This window comes from Maritimibacter fusiformis (assembly GCF_008086115.1).
Taxonomy (GTDB): Bacteria; Pseudomonadota; Alphaproteobacteria; order Rhodobacterales; family Rhodobacteraceae; genus Muriiphilus; species Muriiphilus fusiformis.
The window spans coordinates 33322-49807 of record NZ_VSIY01000005.1; the positions used below are offsets into that span (position 1 = coordinate 33322).

At 66.3% G+C, this 16486-nt stretch carries 14 protein-coding genes; 5 read left to right on the forward strand and 9 right to left on the reverse strand.

Annotation, left to right across the window (positions count from 1 at the left end; all coding sequences use genetic code 11):
- Positions 1-239: 239 nt before the first annotated feature.
- On the reverse strand, positions 240-1073 hold the full coding sequence (gene prmC / locus FVF75_RS07790) for a peptide chain release factor N(5)-glutamine methyltransferase (protein WP_148377415.1): 834 nt from the start codon (positions 1071-1073) through the stop codon (positions 240-242).
- Entirely contained in the window at positions 1070-2125 is a 1056-nt protein-coding gene (prfA, locus tag FVF75_RS07795) for a peptide chain release factor 1 (protein WP_148377416.1), read from the reverse strand. The genes prmC and prfA overlap by 4 nt, the downstream gene beginning before the upstream one ends.
- Positions 2126-2186: 61 nt before the next feature.
- Here prfA and FVF75_RS07800 point away from each other — a divergent pair, with 61 nt between their 5' ends.
- Positions 2187-2477, forward strand: coding sequence for a hypothetical protein (locus FVF75_RS07800; RefSeq protein WP_148377417.1), 291 nt, complete (start codon positions 2187-2189; stop codon positions 2475-2477).
- Here the strand turns inward: FVF75_RS07800 and FVF75_RS07805 are convergent.
- Positions 2412-2834, reverse strand: coding sequence for a DUF1499 domain-containing protein (locus FVF75_RS07805; RefSeq protein WP_148377418.1), 423 nt, complete (start codon positions 2832-2834; stop codon positions 2412-2414). The two genes, FVF75_RS07800 and FVF75_RS07805, sit on opposite strands and share 66 nt — an antisense overlap.
- A 65-nt stretch (positions 2835-2899) precedes the next feature.
- Here FVF75_RS07805 and FVF75_RS07810 point away from each other — a divergent pair, with 65 nt between their 5' ends.
- Complete coding sequence (locus tag FVF75_RS07810; protein ID WP_148377419.1) at positions 2900-3253, forward strand: hypothetical protein; 354 nt, start codon at positions 2900-2902, stop codon at positions 3251-3253.
- Positions 3254-3258: 5 nt separating this feature from the next.
- Here FVF75_RS07810 and speB read toward each other — a convergent pair whose 3' ends face one another.
- Positions 3259-4218, reverse strand: coding sequence for an agmatinase (speB, locus tag FVF75_RS07815; protein ID WP_148377420.1), 960 nt, complete (start codon positions 4216-4218; stop codon positions 3259-3261).
- A 42-nt stretch (positions 4219-4260) separates the two neighbouring features.
- Positions 4261-5421: a M20 aminoacylase family protein gene (locus tag FVF75_RS07820; protein ID WP_148377421.1), complete on the reverse strand. Its 1161-nt coding sequence runs from the start codon at positions 5419-5421 to the stop codon at positions 4261-4263.
- Between the two features lie 65 nt (positions 5422-5486).
- Here FVF75_RS07820 and mazG point away from each other — a divergent pair, with 65 nt between their 5' ends.
- Positions 5487-6311, forward strand: coding sequence for a nucleoside triphosphate pyrophosphohydrolase (gene mazG / locus FVF75_RS07825; RefSeq protein ID WP_148377422.1), 825 nt, complete (start codon positions 5487-5489; stop codon positions 6309-6311).
- Between the two features lie 6 nt (positions 6312-6317).
- Here mazG and FVF75_RS07830 read toward each other — a convergent pair whose 3' ends face one another.
- The gene (locus FVF75_RS07830) at positions 6318-7163 is read right to left on the reverse strand and encodes a glycosyltransferase (RefSeq protein WP_148377423.1); all 846 of its coding nucleotides are present in this window, start codon (positions 7161-7163) and stop codon (positions 6318-6320) included.
- Between the two features lie 174 nt (positions 7164-7337).
- On the opposite strand from FVF75_RS07830, the gene FVF75_RS07835 reads away from it, so the two are divergent.
- Complete coding sequence (locus FVF75_RS07835) at positions 7338-8345, forward strand: Fe(3+) ABC transporter substrate-binding protein (RefSeq protein ID WP_425463229.1); 1008 nt, start codon at positions 7338-7340, stop codon at positions 8343-8345.
- A 79-nt stretch (positions 8346-8424) separates the two neighbouring features.
- Here the strand turns inward: FVF75_RS07835 and FVF75_RS07840 are convergent, their stop codons facing one another.
- From FVF75_RS07840 to uvrA, 3 genes are read right to left on the reverse strand one after another with little or no spacing between them, the layout of a single operon-like run.
- Complete coding sequence (locus FVF75_RS07840; protein ID WP_148377425.1) at positions 8425-9321, reverse strand: patatin-like phospholipase family protein; 897 nt, start codon at positions 9319-9321, stop codon at positions 8425-8427.
- Positions 9322-9352: 31 nt separating this feature from the next.
- Positions 9353-9787 carry an NUDIX hydrolase gene (locus FVF75_RS07845; RefSeq protein ID WP_148377426.1) on the reverse strand — a complete coding sequence of 145 codons (435 nt, stop codon included), beginning with the start codon at positions 9785-9787 and terminating at the stop codon, positions 9353-9355.
- The gene (gene uvrA, locus FVF75_RS07850; RefSeq protein WP_148377427.1) at positions 9784-12648 is read right to left on the reverse strand and encodes an excinuclease ABC subunit UvrA; all 2865 of its coding nucleotides are present in this window, start codon (positions 12646-12648) and stop codon (positions 9784-9786) included. The genes FVF75_RS07845 and uvrA overlap by 4 nt, the downstream gene beginning before the upstream one ends.
- 161 nt (positions 12649-12809) lie before the next feature.
- Between uvrA and FVF75_RS07855 the strand changes: the two genes are divergently transcribed.
- A complete protein-coding gene (locus tag FVF75_RS07855) occupies positions 12810-16376 on the forward strand; it encodes a VWA domain-containing protein (protein ID WP_187393009.1) in 3567 nt (1188 codons plus the stop codon).
- Positions 16377-16486 lie beyond the last annotated feature (110 nt).

Consider the following 16486-nt stretch of genomic DNA (forward strand, 5'->3'; position numbering starts at 1 on the left):
CCTTGCTTCTGGCTTCTACGGACCGGCGCGCGCTCTGCGCGATCTGATTGTAACGGTCCGTCTTTATGGCTTGGTGCGACAGGCAATCAGAGACTGCACTCTGTCGCTGCCCTGACTAACCACGCAGCCGGGCGGGTGACAAGCCAAATTCGCGCGATTCTGCCATTTTCTGCGCAGGCGTGGTGCAAAATCCGCGCCAAAGCGGCGACTTTCTGCCTTTCCGGGCGCGCAAGGGCGTGTCAGGGCCGAATCCCAGAAACGACGCGGTCGCGCCGGTCGAAGTCCTGGCGCACCCGCACCCGCTCAAACCCGGCGCGTTTGAAGATCGCCGCGACCTTGTTGCCCTGCCGCGCGCCGATCTCGACGATCAGCCGTCCGCCCGGTGTCAGGTGCTCGGCCGCGCCCTCGGTGATCGCGTGGTAGGCGGAAAAGCCGTCGCCGCCCGGGGTCAGCGCCATCGCCGGATCGTGGTCGCGCACTTCGGGCGCCAAGAGCGCCAGTTCCTTGGCCGCGATATAGGGCGGGTTCGACACGATAAGGTCGAACCGCCCGTCGACCGCCGCGAACCAGTCGCTTTCGAGCAGCGTCAGCCGGTCGGCGACGCCATGCGCCTCGGCGTTGGCCCGCGCCACCTTGAGAGCCGAGGGCGACAGATCAGTCGCGACGGCACTGGCCCCGGGCCATTCGGCCAGCAGCGACACGGCGATGATGCCCGACCCGGTGCCGAGATCGAGGAACCGCTCGGGCGCAGCCCCCTCCAGCGCCGTGGTGATCAGGACCTCGGTCTCGGGGCGCGGGTCGAGCACATCGGCGGTGATGGTGAACATCCGATCCCAGAACAGCCGCCGCCCGACGATACGCGACACCGGTTCGCGGGCCAGGCGGCGGGCGACGAGCACGTCGAACATCGCCTGTTCCGCCCCCGACAGGTTGCGCTCGGGCTCCAGCGCCAGCCGCATCCGCTCCACCCGCAGCGCCTCGGCCAGAAGGATGCGTGCATCGTGCCCGGCCGCCACGATCCCCGCCGCCTCCAGCCGCTCGGTGGCCCGCGCCAGTGCCGTGGCGATGGTCACGCCTCGATCTCCGCCAGCATCTGCGCCTGGTCGTGTTCGGTCAGCGCATCGACGATGTCGTCCAGATCGCCCGTCATGACCTGGTCGAGCTTGTAGAGCGTCAGCCCGATCCGGTGATCGGTCAGGCGGCCCTGCGGAAAGTTGTAGGTTCGGATGCGCTCGGACCTGTCGCCCGATCCGACCTGGCTTTTGCGGCTGGCGGCGCGTTCGTCATGGGCGCGCTGGCGTTCGAGATCGTAAAGCCGGGTCTTGAGCACCTGCATCGCGATCTCGCGATTTCGGTGCTGGCTTTTCTCGGAGCTGGTCACCACGATGCCCGACGGCAAATGCGTGATCCGCACCGCGGAATCGGTGGTGTTGACGTGCTGCCCCCCGGCACCTGAGGCGCGCATCGTGTCGATGCGGATGTCGCCGGGGTCGATCTGGATATCGACGTCCTCGGCCTCGGGCAGCACCGCGACGGTTGCCGCCGAGGTATGGATGCGCCCGCCCGATTCGGTCTCTGGCACACGCTGCACACGGTGGACGCCGCTTTCGTATTTCAGCCGGGCAAAGACGTTCTCGCCCTTGATATGGGCGACCAGTTCCTTGACCCCGCCAAGCTCGGTCAACTGCTCTTCGACGATCTCGAAGCTCCAGCCGCGTGCCTCGGAGTAGCGTTGATACATGCGCAAGAGATCGCCCGCGAAGAGCGCCGCCTCCTCGCCGCCGGTGCCGGGGCGGATTTCCATGATCGCCGGGCGCGCATCGGCCTCGTCCTTGGGCAGAAGAACCAGCCGCATCGCCCGTTCCGCCTCGGGCAGTCGGGCGCGCAGCCGCGACACCTCGTCTTCGGCCAGCGCGCGCATCTCGGGGTCGTCCAGCATCGCCTCGGCCTCGTCCAGGTCGCGGATCAGGTCGCGGTAGCTCTCGATCTCGTCGACCACGGGTTTGAGCGCGGCATATTCACGGCCAATTCGCGCGATCTCGTCGCCCGATAGCCCCTGCGCCATCTTCGCTTCCAGATACTGAAAGCGTTCGGTGATCGCGTTGAGTTTGTCCAAAGGAACCATGCAGTCTCGTCGCCCATCGCCGGGATTTGGTCAAGTCCCGCAGAGGGTGTATACTGGCCCCATGCGTGGACTGCTGTTGATCCTGACCTGTCTTGCCACGCCGGTGCTGGCCGATGTCATCGGCCCCGGCGGCAAGGTGATCGACTGCTATTGCACCGACAGCACCGGCGGCCGGGTGGACCTGAACCAGGAAATCTGCCTGTTCGTCGACGGACGCGCGTTCATCGCGCGCTGCGAGATGAGCCTCAACGTCCCGATCTGGCGCGACACCGGGCGTTCATGCATCTCAAGCGCCGTCCCCGAGTTGCTCCAGCCAGCCGGTGACACGGGCGGCGTTGACGCCGAGATCTGAGCCGCCGATCACCAGATGCGCGTGGATGTGCAGGGTGTCGCCCTCGGTCCAGATTACGTTGATATCGGGAAACCCCCAGAACCGGGTGCGCGTGACGAACACGGCCGGGTCGGCGCCTGTGCCAATCCGCCGGGTGCGCGGTGTCGCCTCGGCGATGGTGATGAGCCGACCCAGGGCATCGGGTGGCAATTCGGCCAGCGGGCGCACCACCTTTACCCCGCCGGCAAGCTTGTGGGTGCCGGGCTGCATCGGGCCGGGCTTGTCGCTCAGGCGGTCGGCAGGAAGCGGCGCGAGGCGGATATAGGCCTGCGCCAGGACGAACAGAACCACGAGAATGATCAGGATTTTTGCAAGCATCTTGGCCCTTTCCTCGGCATCCCTATACTTCCGATACACCGAAAACGCCCACGAGGATCAATCCCATGCGCCGAATCATTGCTCTTGCCCTGACCTGTGCCCTGCCCGCCACGGCCAGCGCCACGCCCTATGACGGGATGTTCAGGCCCAACTACGACTTCGCGGCAAGCTGGGATTGCACCTCGTTGGGCATGGACGGCGGCGCGGTCGCGGTTCAGGGCGACAAGCTGATCGGGGTCGAGAACACCTGCACCCTGACCGATCCGGTCGAGGTGCGCGACATGAACGCCACGCTCTACGATGCCGAATGCAGCGGCGAGGGCGAGACGGCGCGCGAACGGCTGATGTTGATGGCGCATGACTACGGCATCTACGTGATCCGCGACGGGTTCGTGTCCGATTGGCTGAGGTGTGAGTAGACGCGTCAGCGCCGCGTCCAGCCCCACAGGCACAGGATCTCGACCGCCACATGCGCCCCGGCGATGGCCGTGGCCCCCGAGGTGTCGAACGGCGGCGACACTTCGACCACGTCGCCGCCCACCAGGTTGACGCCGGCGATGCCGCGCAGGATTGCCGCGGCCTGCGCCGAGGTCAGCCCGCCCCAGACCGGCGTGCCGGTGCCGGGGGCAAAGGCCGGGTCGAGCGCGTCGATGTCGAAGGTCAGGTAAGCTGGTCCGGTGCCGACAACCTCCTTGATGCGGGCCGCCACCAGGTCGGGGCCAAGCCGGTGCACCTCGGGCGCGTCGATAATGGCGATGCCCAAGGGGTCGTCGTTGGTGGTGCGGATGCCGATCTGGATCGAACGCGCCGGGTCGATCAACCCCTCCTTGACCGCCTTGTAGACAAAGGTGCCGTGGTCGATCCTGGCCGGGTCGTCGTCGGGCCAGCTGTCGGTGTGGGCGTCGAACTGGATCAGGCCAAGGGGTCCGTGTTTCGCCACGTGAGCGCGCAGGATCGGCAGCGTGATCGAATGATCGCCCCCCAGCGTCACAGCCGCGCAATCCTGCGCGAGGATGCCCGCGATATGCGCCTCCAGCACTGCCGGAAACGCCGCCACATCGGCATAATCAAAAGCCAGATCGCCGTAGTCCGCGATGGCAAAGTCGCTCATCACATCATAGCCCCAGCCATAGGGCGCATCGGGGCTTTGCAGCGCCGAGGCTTCGCGGATCGCGCGCGGGCCGAGGCGTGTGCCGGGGCGGTTGGTCACCGACTGGTCGAACGGCACGCCGGTGACCGCGATATCGGCATCCGTCAGATCCTTGGTCAGGGTCCGACGCAGAAAGCTGGCGACGCCGCCAAAGGTGTTCTCGAAACTCGGGCCTTTCAGCCCCTTTCGCGTGATCGCGGTGTCGACCTGGGTTTTCGCGTCTTCGAGCGCCATGTGTTCTCCTTCAAAGGCCAGGAGCTTTCGGAAAAGCCGTGCCTACAGCGGCTGGTTGGTCTCGACCAGCCGGGCAAAGAAACTCGCCCCGACCGGGGCGATGTCGTCGTTGAAATCGTAGTCGGGGTGGTGCAGCCCGGCGCTTTCGCCCTGGCCGATGAACAGGTAGGCGCCGGGCCGGGCCTCGAGCATGTACGAGAAATCCTCGGCCCCCATCTCGCGCCCCTGCTCGGTGGTCACGTTCGCCTCGCCCGCCACCTCGCGCGCGACGCGGGCGGCCTTTTCGACCTGGGCCGGGTGGTTCACCGTCGCCGGGTAGCCGCGATCGTAGTCGAGCACTGCCTCGACCCCGTAGCTTGCCGCCTGCCCGGCCACGATCTCGGCCATGCGCCGCTCGACCATGTCGCGCACCTCGGGCTCGAAGGTGCGCACGGTGCCGCCGACGAACGCGGTGTCGGGAATCACGTTGTCGGCGCTGCCGGTGTGGATCTGCGTGACCGAAACCACCAGGTCGCGGCGCGCGTCGTGGTTGCGGCTGACAATGGTCTGGATCGTCTGGGCAATTCCCACCGCGGCCACCACCGGATCGACGGTATCGTGCGGATAGGCGCCATGCCCGCCCTTGCCCTTGATCTGGATGCGAAAGGTGTCGACCGCGGCCATGATCGGGCCGGTCTGGGTGAAAAACGCGCCCGGATCGCGGTCAGGGCCGTTGTGCAGCGCATAGACCTCGGAAATCCCGAACCGGTCCATGATGCCTTCCTCGACCATGATGCGCGCACCGCCCATATCCTCTTCGGCGGGCTGGAAGATCAGCGCGACCCGGCCCGAAAATCGCCGCGTCTCGGCCAGGTAGCGCGCCGCACCCAGCAGCATCGTGGTGTGGCCGTCATGGCCGCAGGCGTGCATCCGCCCCGGCACAGTCGAAGCATGCTCCAGCCCCGTGGTCTCGTCCATCGGCAGCGCGTCCATGTCGGCGCGCAGCCCGATGGTCGGCCCCTCGCCCTGCCCCTCGATGATCGCGACGATGCCGCTGGTCGCGATGCCCTCGTGCACCTCGTCCACCCCGAATTCGCGCAGGCGCGCGGCGACGAAGGCCGCCGTTTCATGGCAATCGAGCTTGAGTTCCGGGTGGGCGTGCAGCCAGCGCCGCCAGGTCTTCATGTCGGCGGCGTAATCGGCGATGCGGTTGATGACGGGCATGGGGTTGTGACTTTCGCGCGGTTTTTCTATCCCGGTGAGAGTTTCCCAAACCAAAGGCGAGTGCAATGGCGAATACTCCCAATGACCCGGTGCACGACCCCAACGGCGGGATGCCGCGCCTGGTCGAGATCATGCGTCGCCTGCGCGATCCCGAAACCGGCTGCCCCTGGGATGTTGAACAGACCTTCGCCACCATCGCGCCCTACACGATCGAGGAGGCCTACGAGGTCGCCGACGCGATCGAGCGCGAGGCCTGGGACGAGCTGAAGGGCGAATTGGGCGATCTTCTGTTCCAGTCGGTCTTTCACGCACAGATGGCCGAGGAGGCGGGGCTGTTCACCTTCGACGAGGTGGCCGACACCATGTCCGACAAGATGGTCGCCCGCCATCCGCACGTGTTCGGCGACGAATCCCGCGAAAAGTCTGCCGATCAGCAGGTCGCGGATTGGGAGACGATCAAGGCGGCCGAGCGTGCCGACAAGCTGCAGGACGGCGTGCTTGACGGCGTCGCGGTGGGGTTGCCCGCGCTGATGCGCGCGGTGAAGCTGCAAAAGCGCGCCGCACGGGTCGGGTTCGACTGGCCGGACGTGGGCCAGGTGCTCGACAAGGTGGCCGAGGAGGCGCGCGAGGTGGTCGAGGCGCGCGATCGGCTCTCTCCCGAGGCGCTGAGCGAGGAAATCGGCGATCTGTTGTTCGTGCTGGCCAATGTCGCGCGCCATCTCGATGTCGACCCCGAGGCGGCCCTGCGCCGTGCCAACGCCAAGTTCACCCGCCGTTTCGAGGGGATCGAGCGGCGGCTGGCGGCGATGGGCAAGCGGCCAGAGGACTCCGACCTGGCCGAAATGGATGCGCTTTGGGAGGCCGAGAAGGCGGCGGAACGCGCGGGCTAGGCGCGGTCAGGCCCCGACGGACGCCCCTTCGGCGCGCAACAAAAGCTGCTTCAGCCCGTCTTCGGACAGGTAATTGAAATCGTCCGCCAGGGCTTCTTCGACGAATTTCGCGGCCCTTGGCCCGGTCTCGATGCCGGTGGCCTTCTGGAACTGGCGGATCTTGCGCTCGGCCCGAAACGCGGTGTCGGAGGTCGCGGTGAAGGACTGGATGTAGGACGAAAACCCGGGGTCCGAAATGAAGGGAAAGCGCCGTCCCGAGTTGATATGGGAATAGCCGAACACGTTTTTCGTCGTGGGTCCGGCGGTGTAATGGGCATAGCCCGCCCCGGTCAGGTTGCGATACATCGGGTGCAGTTGCGGCCCCTTGCCGTCACGATAGAGCATCAGCCCGCGCGGGAAGGTCACGATCATCCGGTCGCGCAGCGCCGGAAGCCAGCGGCGCAGCCGCGCGATGTAGTGGCGCGACATGCCATCGTCGTCGTCGCAGCGAAACTGCAACAACCCCTGCCCCGCAACCTCCGGGTCCGACACGTAGGGGCGCAGCACATGCGCCAGCCGGGTTTCCTCGGACACCACCAGTTCGATCTGGGGAATGCCCGCGACGACGTCTGCCAGCCTTGCGCGGTAAGGTGCAGGCATGGTCGACGAGGTCACCACGACCAGGCGGAAATCCTTGTCGGTCTGGGCCGCGACGCCGGGCAGCATCAGGTTCTCGAATAACTCAAAGCGTGTCTCCATACGCTCGGGCGCATAGAGCGTGCGGTGAGCCTCGTCGCGGTCGGAATAGTCGATCTTGGTATCGCTCGGCCCGAAGAACGAGAATCGGCAGAACCCGAGAATTGTTGCGCCCATGCTGCCCCTGCCCGCCTGCCCGCCTGAACCATCTGCATTTCGGGCAACTTACAGGACCGGGGGCGCTTGGCAAATGTCTGAAATCGACGGATTCGAAAGAAGTTGCCGCATCATGGGGCTTGACCTGAGTAAAACACTCAGATTTAAAACGCCTCACGCAACCGAACAGGAGTCATCATGACCAAGACCTTCCCGCTCGCCGTTCTGCTGGCAGCATCCACCGCCCTGCCCGCGCTGGCCGATGTGAACGTCTATTCCTACCGCCAGCCCGAGCTGATCCAGCCGCTGGTCGATGCCTTCACCGAAGAAACCGGCATCGCGGTCAATATCGCCTTTCTGAACCAGGGCCTGACCGAGCGTCTGCTGGCCGAGGGCAAGCGCACGCCCGCCGATGTCATCCTGACCGCGGACGTGCAGCACCTGGCCGATGCCGTCGCCGCCGGCGTCACCCAGCCGGTCGAGAGCGACGTGCTCGAGGCCAACGTGCCGGCCGAGTTCCGCGATCCCGACAATCACTGGTTCGGCCTGACCTCGCGCGCGCGCATCGTCTACGCCTCCAACGAGCGCGTCGCGGATGGGGAAGTCACCACCTACGAAGACCTCGCCGACCCCAAATGGAAGGGCCGCATCTGCACCCGCCCGGGGACGCATGCCTACAACACCACCCTGACTGCGGCGATGCTGGCGCATCACGACGAGGAATTCACCCGCGATTGGCTGGCCGGCGTGAAGGCCAACCTGGCCAAGAAGCCGCAGGGCAATGACCGGGCGCAGATCAAGTCGGTCTGGGCCGGGGAATGCGATATCGCGCTGGGCAACACCTATTACATGGGCAAGATGCTCGAGGACGAGGAACAGCGCGCCTGGGCCGAAAGCGTGCGCATCGTGTTCCCGACGTTCGAAGGCGGCGGCACGCATGTGAACATCTCGGGCGTGGCGATGACCGCGCATGCGCCCAACCCCGACGAGGCGCTGGCCTTCATGGAATACCTGACCTCGCCCGCGGCACAGGCGATCTATGCGGCGGCCAACCACGAATACCCGGTCTCGGCCGAGGTCGAGCCGTCCGACCTGGTCGCCGGCTGGGGCAGCTTCACGCCCGACAATATCGACCTGATGGACCTGTCGCACCTGCGCCCCGAGGCGCTGCGGCTGACCCAGGAAGTCGATTTCGACGGCTGAGGTCCCGTGCCCCGGCCACCTGGCCGGGGCGATCAGGGCATGCGGTCCGGGGGCAGCGTCCCAGTCCCCGGATCGCGGTTCAGACTTCGCAGATCTCGCGAATCCGGTCCGCCTGCGCCTTGACGATACGCTTGCCTTCTGCGATCGCCTCGGCGCCGCGGTAAAGCTCCAGCACCGTCAGATCGGTAAAGCCTGCATTGAGCAGAACATCCGGCGGCTCGCCCGCCATGCGGGCGCGGGCGATGGTTTCGGTCATCACGTCTATGGCGGCGCTCAGAACATCGAAATAGCCCGGTTTGGCCTCTGGCGGGTCGGACTCCGAGCCGATCCCGAGGGTCTCGCGCAGCCCGTCCGGCATCACCGAGGTGATCCAGTTGTCGCTGCGCGGCTTGGGCTCTTTCGGGCGCCAGATCCGGCCGCGGGCCTTGGCATTCGGGTTGACCGCGATCAGAACCTCGGCCCCCATCGCGCGCAAGGGCGACACCGGCACCGGGTTGGTCAGCCCGCCATCCAGCAGCCATCGTCCCTCGTATTTCAGTGGGCTCATCACCCCCGGTATTCCGACCGAGCCGCGCACCGCCGGATAGGTCGGCCCCCGGTCCAGCCAGATTTCCCGCCCGGTCTGCATGTCGGTGGCGACGGCGGTGAAGGGACGCTTCAGTTCCTCGATCTGGTCGGGCAGTCCGATATCCTTCAGCATCACCTCGATCTGGCGCGCCTCGACCAGCCCACCCGAGCGCAGCGAGACATCCATCAGTTTGAGAAATCCCGGCGGCGTCAGGTTTTTCACCCAGTCTTCAAGCGCGTCGAGCCTGCCGCCGGCATAGGCCGCACCCACCAGCGCGCCCATCGAGGTGCCGGCCACCACGTCCGGGCGCACGCCGATTTCCTCAAGCCCCCGGATCACCCCGATATGGCACCACCCCCGCGCACCCCCGGACCCCAGGGCAAGTCCGATGGTCGGGCGTTTTCGCATGTCTGGCCTCCGTGAAGCGGCTGATCCCCGCCTATCGTGATCCGGCTTTGCCATCATGGTCAAGGGCGCGCGCGAGCAGCGTGTCGACATTGGCGCTCATCGGCAGGCGATGGGCGAACACGTCCGCGGTTGCGACCCAGCGCGCGTCGGCGGCATCGTCGGCGGCCACGGGGTCGCCCGAGACATGGCGGCAGCGCACCGCGACCAGCACATAGTGGCGCGTGACCGCGCCCGCCTCGTCGCGCCGGATCAAGTCGAAGGTCGCCAACTGGCCGTCCGCGCGCGCAACGATCCCGGTTTCCTCATCCAACTCCCGCAGCGCCGCCTCTTCCAGCGTCTCGCCGTTCTCGACATGCCCGCCGGGATAGCCCCAAAGCCCCTTGTCGGGTTCCTTGCCGCGCTGCACCAGCAGCACCCGCGTGCCCTCGACCACCACCGCCAGAACGCCCAGGACCGGGCGGGTCATTCCGCCGCCGCGCGCCGGGGGTCGAGCATATGTTTGAGGTAGCGCCCGGTGTGGCTGGTCTCGACCGCCGCCACGTCTTCGGGGGTGCCGGTGGCCACGATCCGCCCGCCGCCATCGCCGCCCTCGGGGCCGATGTCGATGATCCAGTCGGCGGTCTTGATCACGTCGAGATTGTGCTCGATCACCACCACCGAATTGCCTGCGTCGACAAGTTCATGCAGCACTTCAAGAAGTTTCTTCACATCCTCGAAATGCAGGCCCGTGGTCGGCTCGTCGAGAATATAGAGCGTCCGCCCGGTGGCGCGTTTGGACAATTCCTTCGACAGCTTGACGCGCTGCGCCTCACCGCCCGACAGCGTCGTCGCCTGCTGGCCCACCTTGATATAGCCCAGCCCCACCCGCATCAGCGCATCCATCTTTTCACGGATCGACGGCACCGCCTGGAAAAACGTCTGCGCATCTTCGACCGTCATATCAAGAACGTCGGCTATCGACTTGCCTTTGAAGCGGATTTCCAGCGTTTCGCGGTTATAGCGCTGACCCCGGCAGGTCTCGCATTCGACATAGACATCGGGCAGGAAATGCATCTCGATCTTGATGACGCCGTCGCCCTGGCAGGCCTCGCAGCGCCCGCCCTTGACGTTGAAGGAAAACCGCCCCGGCTTGTAGCCGCGGGCCTTGGATTCCGGCAGACCCGCGAACCAGTCGCGGATCGGGGTGAAGGCACCGGTGTAGGTGGCGGGGTTGGAGCGCGGCGTGCGGCCGATCGGGCGCTGGTCGATGTCGATCACCTTGTCGAGATGCTCGAGCCCGCGCACCGTCTCGCACGGCGCAGGGGTCTGGCGCGCGCCGTTCAGGGCCATCGAGGCGGTCTTGAACAGGGTCTCGATGGTCAGGGTCGACTTGCCGCCGCCGGATACGCCGGTGACGCAGACGAACTTGCCCAACGGAAACTCGGCGGTGACCTCCTTGAGGTTGTTGCCGGTGGCCTTGCGCACTTCGACCGACTTGCCGTTGCCGGACCGCCGCGTGGCGGGCACCGGAATCTCGCGCTGACCCGACAGGTATTGCCCGGTCAGCGAGGCCGGGTCGGCGGCAATCTCGTCCGGCGTGCCGTGCGACACGATCCGCCCGCCGTGCACACCCGCGCCGGGACCGATGTCAAAGACATAGTCGGCCTCGCGGATCGCCTCTTCGTCATGTTCGACCACGATCACCGTATTGCCCTGGTCGCGCAGGTTCTTGAGCGTGTCGAGCAACCTGCCGTTGTCACGCTGGTGCAGCCCGATCGAGGGTTCGTCCAGAACGTAGAGCACCCCGGTCAGCCCCGACCCGATCTGGCTGGCCAGCCGGATGCGCTGGCTTTCGCCGCCCGACAGGGTGCCGGCGTTGCGGCTGAGGGTCAGGTATTCCAGCCCCACGTTGTTCAGAAAGCCGAGGCGTTCGCGGATCTCCTTGAGGATGGCGCGGGCGATCTCGTTTTTCTGGTCGCTCAGATGCTCGGGCACGGTGCGGCACCAGTCATGCGCCTCGCGGATCGACATCTGCACCACCTGTCCGACATGCAGCCCGGCGATCTTCACCGCCAGCGCCTCGGGCCGAAGCCGGTAGCCGTGGCAGGTGCCGCAGGGCCGGTTGTTCTGGTAGCGCTCGAATTCCTCGCGAATCCAGTTCGAATCGGTCTCGCGGTAGCGCCGCTCCATGTTGGGGATCACGCCTTCGAAGGGTCGCGTCACCTCGTAGACCCGCCCGCCCTCGTCAAAGCGAAAGCGGATTTCCTCGGTGCCCGATCCGCGCAGGAACACCTGCTGCACATGCTCCGGCAGGTCTTTCCACGGCGTGTTGCGGTCGAACTCGTAGTGCTTGGCGATCGACTCGATGGTTTGCAGGAAGTAGGGCGACTTGCCCTTGCGCCAGGGCGCCAGCGCGCCGTCATAGACCTTGAGCGTCACATCGGGCACCACCAGGCGCTCGTCAAAGAACAGCTCCACCCCCAGCCCGTCGCAATCGGGACAGGCCCCGAAGGGCGCGTTGAAGGAAAACAGCCTGGGCTCGATCTCGGGGATGGTGAAACCCGACACCGGACAGGCGAAATTCTCGGAAAAGGTGAAGCGCTCCGGCTCGCCGTCCTCGGGTCTGGGCGCGGTCTCGAGCACCGCGATGCCATCGGCGAGGTCCAGCGCGGTGCGGAAACTGTCGGCCAGCCGCGTCTCAAGCCCCTCGCGCACCACGATCCTGTCGACCACCACGTCGATGTCGTGGCGGAAGTTCTTTTCCAGCTTGGGCGGGTCTTCCAGCTCGTAAAACCCGCCGTCGACCTTGACGCGCTGAAAGCCCTGTTTGCGCAGTTCGGCGAATTCCTTGCGGTATTCGCCCTTGCGGTCGCGGATGATCGGGGCCAGCAGATAGGCGCGCGTGCCCTCCTCCATCGCCATCACCCGGTCGACCATGTCCTGCACCTGTTGAGCCTCGATGGGCACGCCGGTGGCCGGCGAATAGGGCGTGCCGGCACGCGCGAACAACAGGCGCATGTAGTCGTAGATCTCGGTGACCGTGCCGACCGTGGAGCGCGGGTTCTTGGACGTGGTCTTCTGCTCGATGGAAATCGCGGGGCTGAGCCCCGAGATATGATCCACGTCCGGCTTCTGCATCATGTCGAGGAACTGGCGGGCATAGGCCGACAGGCTTTCGACATAGCGCCGCTGCCCCTCGGCATAGATCGTGTCGAAGGCCAGCGAGGATTTCCCCGACCCCGACAGACCGGTGATCACCACCAGCCGGTCGCGCGGAATGTCCACGTCGACCGATTTCAGATTATGCTCCCGCGCGCCGCGGACTTCGATGAACTTCTGTTCCGGCATCGCCACCTCCGATGACCTCACGTTGATACGCCATCGCGCCAGCGCCGCCAATCGGAAAATGGGAACGAAACGCGAACTTTCGCCCGGGCCGCGCAACGCTTTGGATTTGCGAAAAACCGGTTAGTATGCGCGCGTTGTTCACCTGTATTCCGAGGCTTCCAATGCTGCGCATTCTGCTCATCGCCCTTGTTTCTCTGATCCTTCCCACCACCGCAGCCACCGCACAGGATTCGCCCCGCGCGATCCTGGTGCTCGACGGATCGGGTTCGATGTGGGGCCAGATCGACGGTGTGAACAAGATCGTGATCGCGCGCGAGGTGATCGGCGAGCTTCTGGGCACCCTGCCCGCGGATCAGGAACTGGGTCTGATGAGCTATGGCCACCGGCGCAAGGGCGATTGTTCGGACATCGAACTGCTGATCGAACCGGGCACCGACCGGGCCGCCATCGCGGCGGCGGTCAACGCGATCAACCCCAAGGGCAAGACGCCGCTGTCGGATGCGGTGATCCAGGCCGCCGAGGCGCTGCGCTTCTCCGAAGAGGTCGCGACGGTGATCCTCGTCTCGGACGGAATCGAGACCTGCGAGCGCGATCCCTGCGCGGTTGGCCGGATGCTCGAAGAGACCGGCGTCAACTTCACCGCCCACGTGATCGGCTTTGACGTCGCTGACCCCGCGGCGCTGGCGCAGCTGCAATGCCTGGCCGAGGAAACCGGCGGGCAGTTTCGCACCGCCGCCAACGCCGCCGAACTGGCCGAGGCCCTGGCCGTGGTGGCCGAACCCGAACCGGCCGCACCGGTCGCGGTGACCTTCCAGGCCACCGATGGCGACGGTGGTCCGGTGATTGCCTCCGGGCTGATCTGGAACATCGGCACACAGTCCGACGGCGCGCTGATCAAGAACGGTCAGGACGCCAGCCCGTCGCTCGACCTGCTGCCGGGTTCGGGCCTTGCCGAAGTGTTGCGCATTGCCGACGAAGCGGTCGGCGAGGCGATGTTCACCGTCACCGGCGACGAGACCGGCGGCAAGGTCGTGACCATCGCCCTGCCCGAAATGGTGCCCGACGCCACCCTCGACGCCCCCGCCTCGGCGCCCGCCGGATCGCTGGTGCCGGTGCGCTGGAGCGGGCCGGACGGAGAAGGCGACTACCTCTCGTCGTCCAACCTCGACATGCATGACGGCGAATATTACCACTACGGCTATACCCGCGACACCGAGGACGGGGTTGTTATGGTGCGGATGCCGCCTGAGGACGGCATCTTCGAAATCCGCTATGTCCTCAATTCCAGCCCGCCCAAGGTGCTGGCGCGGCGTCAGATCGAGGTCACGCCGCTCGACATCACCCTGACCCCGCCCGACGGCGCCGTGATCGGCACCGAGGCCCGCGCCGGATGGACCGGGCCGGATTACGAAGGCGATTACCTCACCATCGCGCGCCCCGAGGACGAGGCGGGCAAATACGAAACCTATGCCTACACCAGCGCCGGCGACCCGGCCCCGATCGTCATGCCGGCCATGCCGGGCACCTACGAGCTTCGCTATGTGCTGGGTGCCTCGCGCCATGTCGCCGCGCGCGCGCTGTTCGATGTCGTGGAGACCTCGATCTCCGTCACCGCGCCCGAGACCGCGCCGGAAGGCGCGACGATCAAGATCAGCTGGGAAGGACCGGACGGCAAGAACGACTATATCTCGATCGCGGCGGTGGATGCCCCCGACAACAAATATGACGCCTATACCTACACCCGCGAAGGAAGCCCGCTGAAGCTGACACTGCCGATGGGCGCGGGCGGTTACGAGATCCGCTATGTGCTGGGGCAGGACCGCACCGTGCTGGCACGGGTGCCGATCACGTTGACGCCGGTCACCGCCACGCTCGACGCGGTCGAGACCATCGCGGCCGGCAGCACCATCAGCGTGACCTGGGACGGGCCGGATTACGACCGTGACTATGTCGCGGTGGCCGACCCGGATGCCGCTGCCAACCGATATCTCGCCTATGCCTACACCGGCAACGGCAACCCGGCGCGCTTTGCGGCCCCGCTCGAGCCGGGGGAATACGAACTGCGCTACATCGCAAACTCCTCACCCGACGTGGTGCTGGCCCGCCGCGCGATCCGTGTCACCGAGGTCGGCGCGACTCTCGACGCTCCGGCCACAGCTCCCGCTGGCAGCACGCTCGCGATCGGCTGGGACGGGCCCGACAATGCCCGCGACTATGTCGCCATCGCCGAGCCGGATGCGGATGCAAACCGCTATGTCGCCTACGCCTACACGGCCAGCGGCAACCCGGCGAAAGTGCAGATGCCGACCGCGCCGGGCGATTACGAACTGCGCTACGTCGCCAATGGCAGCCCCGACAAGGTGCTGGTCCGTCAGGCGATCCGCATCGAGGCGGTGGATGCCACGCTGTCGGCCCCGACAAGCATCGCAGCGGGCGCCATCATCACGGTCGACTGGACCGGGCCGGGCGGTGAGCGCGACTACATCACGATTGCCGACCCTGATGCGGCCCCGAACCGCCACATGAGCTTTGAATACACCCGCAGCGGCAACCCGGCCAAGCTGAAGGTGCCGACCACGCCGGGCCGATACGAGGTGCGTTACGTGCTGAACGGAAGCCCCGACACTGTGATCGCCACGGCGACACTGGAAGTGACCGAGGTCACCGCCACGCTGGTCGCACCCGACAGCGCGCCCGCGGGCAGCAACCTGCGGATCGACTGGACCGGGCCGGGTGGAGATCGCGACTACATCACGATTGCCGACCCGGATGCGGCCCCGAACCGCCACGTGAGCTTTGAATACGCCCGCAGCGGCAACCCGGCCCAGTTGAAGGTGCCGACCACGCCGGGCCGCTACGAGGTGCGCTATGTGCAGGATGGCAGCCCGGACACGGTGCTTGCCACGGCCACGCTGGAAGTGACCGAGGTCACCGCATCGCTCGACGCACCCGGCAGCGCGCCCGCGGGCAGCAAGCTGCGGGTCGACTGGACCGGGCCGGGCGGAGATCGCGACTACATCACCATCGCCGACCCGGACGCGGCTCCGAACCGCCACGTGAGCTTTGAATACGCCCGCAGCGGCAACCCTGCCGTTCTGGATGTGCCAACCACGCCCGGCCGCTACGTGCTGCGCTATGTGCAGGACGGAAGCCCGGACACGGTGATCGCAATGGCCACGCTGGAGGTCACGCCGGTCAGCGCCACGCTCGACGTGCCCGCCAGCATTCCGGTGGGCAGCACGTTCGAGGTGACGTGGGACGGGCCCGGGGGCGACAGGGACTTCATCTCGGTCGCCGGCCCCGATGAGGATGTGAACCGCTACGCGACCTACGAATACGTCCGCGGAGGTAATCCCCTCAAGCTGTCGGCGCCGGCCGAACCGGGTGCCTACGAATTGCGCTATGTGCAGCACGGCACGCCCCAACGGATCATCGGCACCACGATGATCGACGTGATTGTGGTGACCGCCAGCCTCGACGCCCCCGCCAGTGCCGCAGCCGGCAGCAGCGTCGAGGTCACCTGGGACGGTCCCGGCTATCCGCGCGATTACCTGTCCATCGCCCAGCCTGACGAAAAGCCCAGCAGATACACGGATTACGCCTATGCAAGCGACGGCTCGCCAGCCGTGTTGCAGATGCCGGCCGTGCCGGGCACTTACGAGCTGCGCTATGTCATGATGGGCACGCCCGCCACGATCATCGCGCGCCGGACCATCATCGTGGAATAGTCCGGGACGAATGGCCCCTGCCCGCCCCCGGTCGCAATTTCGTGAACGTGGGCGGGCGATCCGATCTTGAAATATTCCAATTCTTGAATATTATCTCCGCAACGCCAAAA

Bases quoted from the DNA above. Each gene is read 5' to 3' on its own strand.
- prfA (WP_148377416.1), bottom strand. From the start codon at position 2,125: ATGGTTCCTTTGGACAAACTCAACGCGATCACCGAACGCTTTCAGTAT.
- FVF75_RS07800 (WP_148377417.1), top strand. From the start codon at position 2,187: ATGCGTGGACTGCTGTTGATCCTGACCTGTCTTGCCACGCCGGTGCTG.
- FVF75_RS07805 (WP_148377418.1), bottom strand. From the start codon at position 2,834: ATGCTTGCAAAAATCCTGATCATTCTCGTGGTTCTGTTCGTCCTGGCG.
- FVF75_RS07810 (WP_148377419.1), top strand. From the start codon at position 2,900: ATGCGCCGAATCATTGCTCTTGCCCTGACCTGTGCCCTGCCCGCCACG.
- speB (WP_148377420.1), bottom strand. From the start codon at position 4,218: ATGGCGCTCGAAGACGCGAAAACCCAGGTCGACACCGCGATCACGCGA.
- FVF75_RS07820 (WP_148377421.1), bottom strand. From the start codon at position 5,421: ATGCCCGTCATCAACCGCATCGCCGATTACGCCGCCGACATGAAGACC.
- mazG (WP_148377422.1), top strand. From the start codon at position 5,487: ATGGCGAATACTCCCAATGACCCGGTGCACGACCCCAACGGCGGGATG.
- FVF75_RS07830 (WP_148377423.1), bottom strand. From the start codon at position 7,163: ATGGGCGCAACAATTCTCGGGTTCTGCCGATTCTCGTTCTTCGGGCCG.
- FVF75_RS07840 (WP_148377425.1), bottom strand. From the start codon at position 9,321: ATGCGAAAACGCCCGACCATCGGACTTGCCCTGGGGTCCGGGGGTGCG.
- FVF75_RS07845 (WP_148377426.1), bottom strand. From the start codon at position 9,787: ATGACCCGCCCGGTCCTGGGCGTTCTGGCGGTGGTGGTCGAGGGCACG.
- uvrA (WP_148377427.1), bottom strand. From the start codon at position 12,648: ATGCCGGAACAGAAGTTCATCGAAGTCCGCGGCGCGCGGGAGCATAAT.
- FVF75_RS07855 (WP_187393009.1), top strand. From the start codon at position 12,810: ATGCTGCGCATTCTGCTCATCGCCCTTGTTTCTCTGATCCTTCCCACC.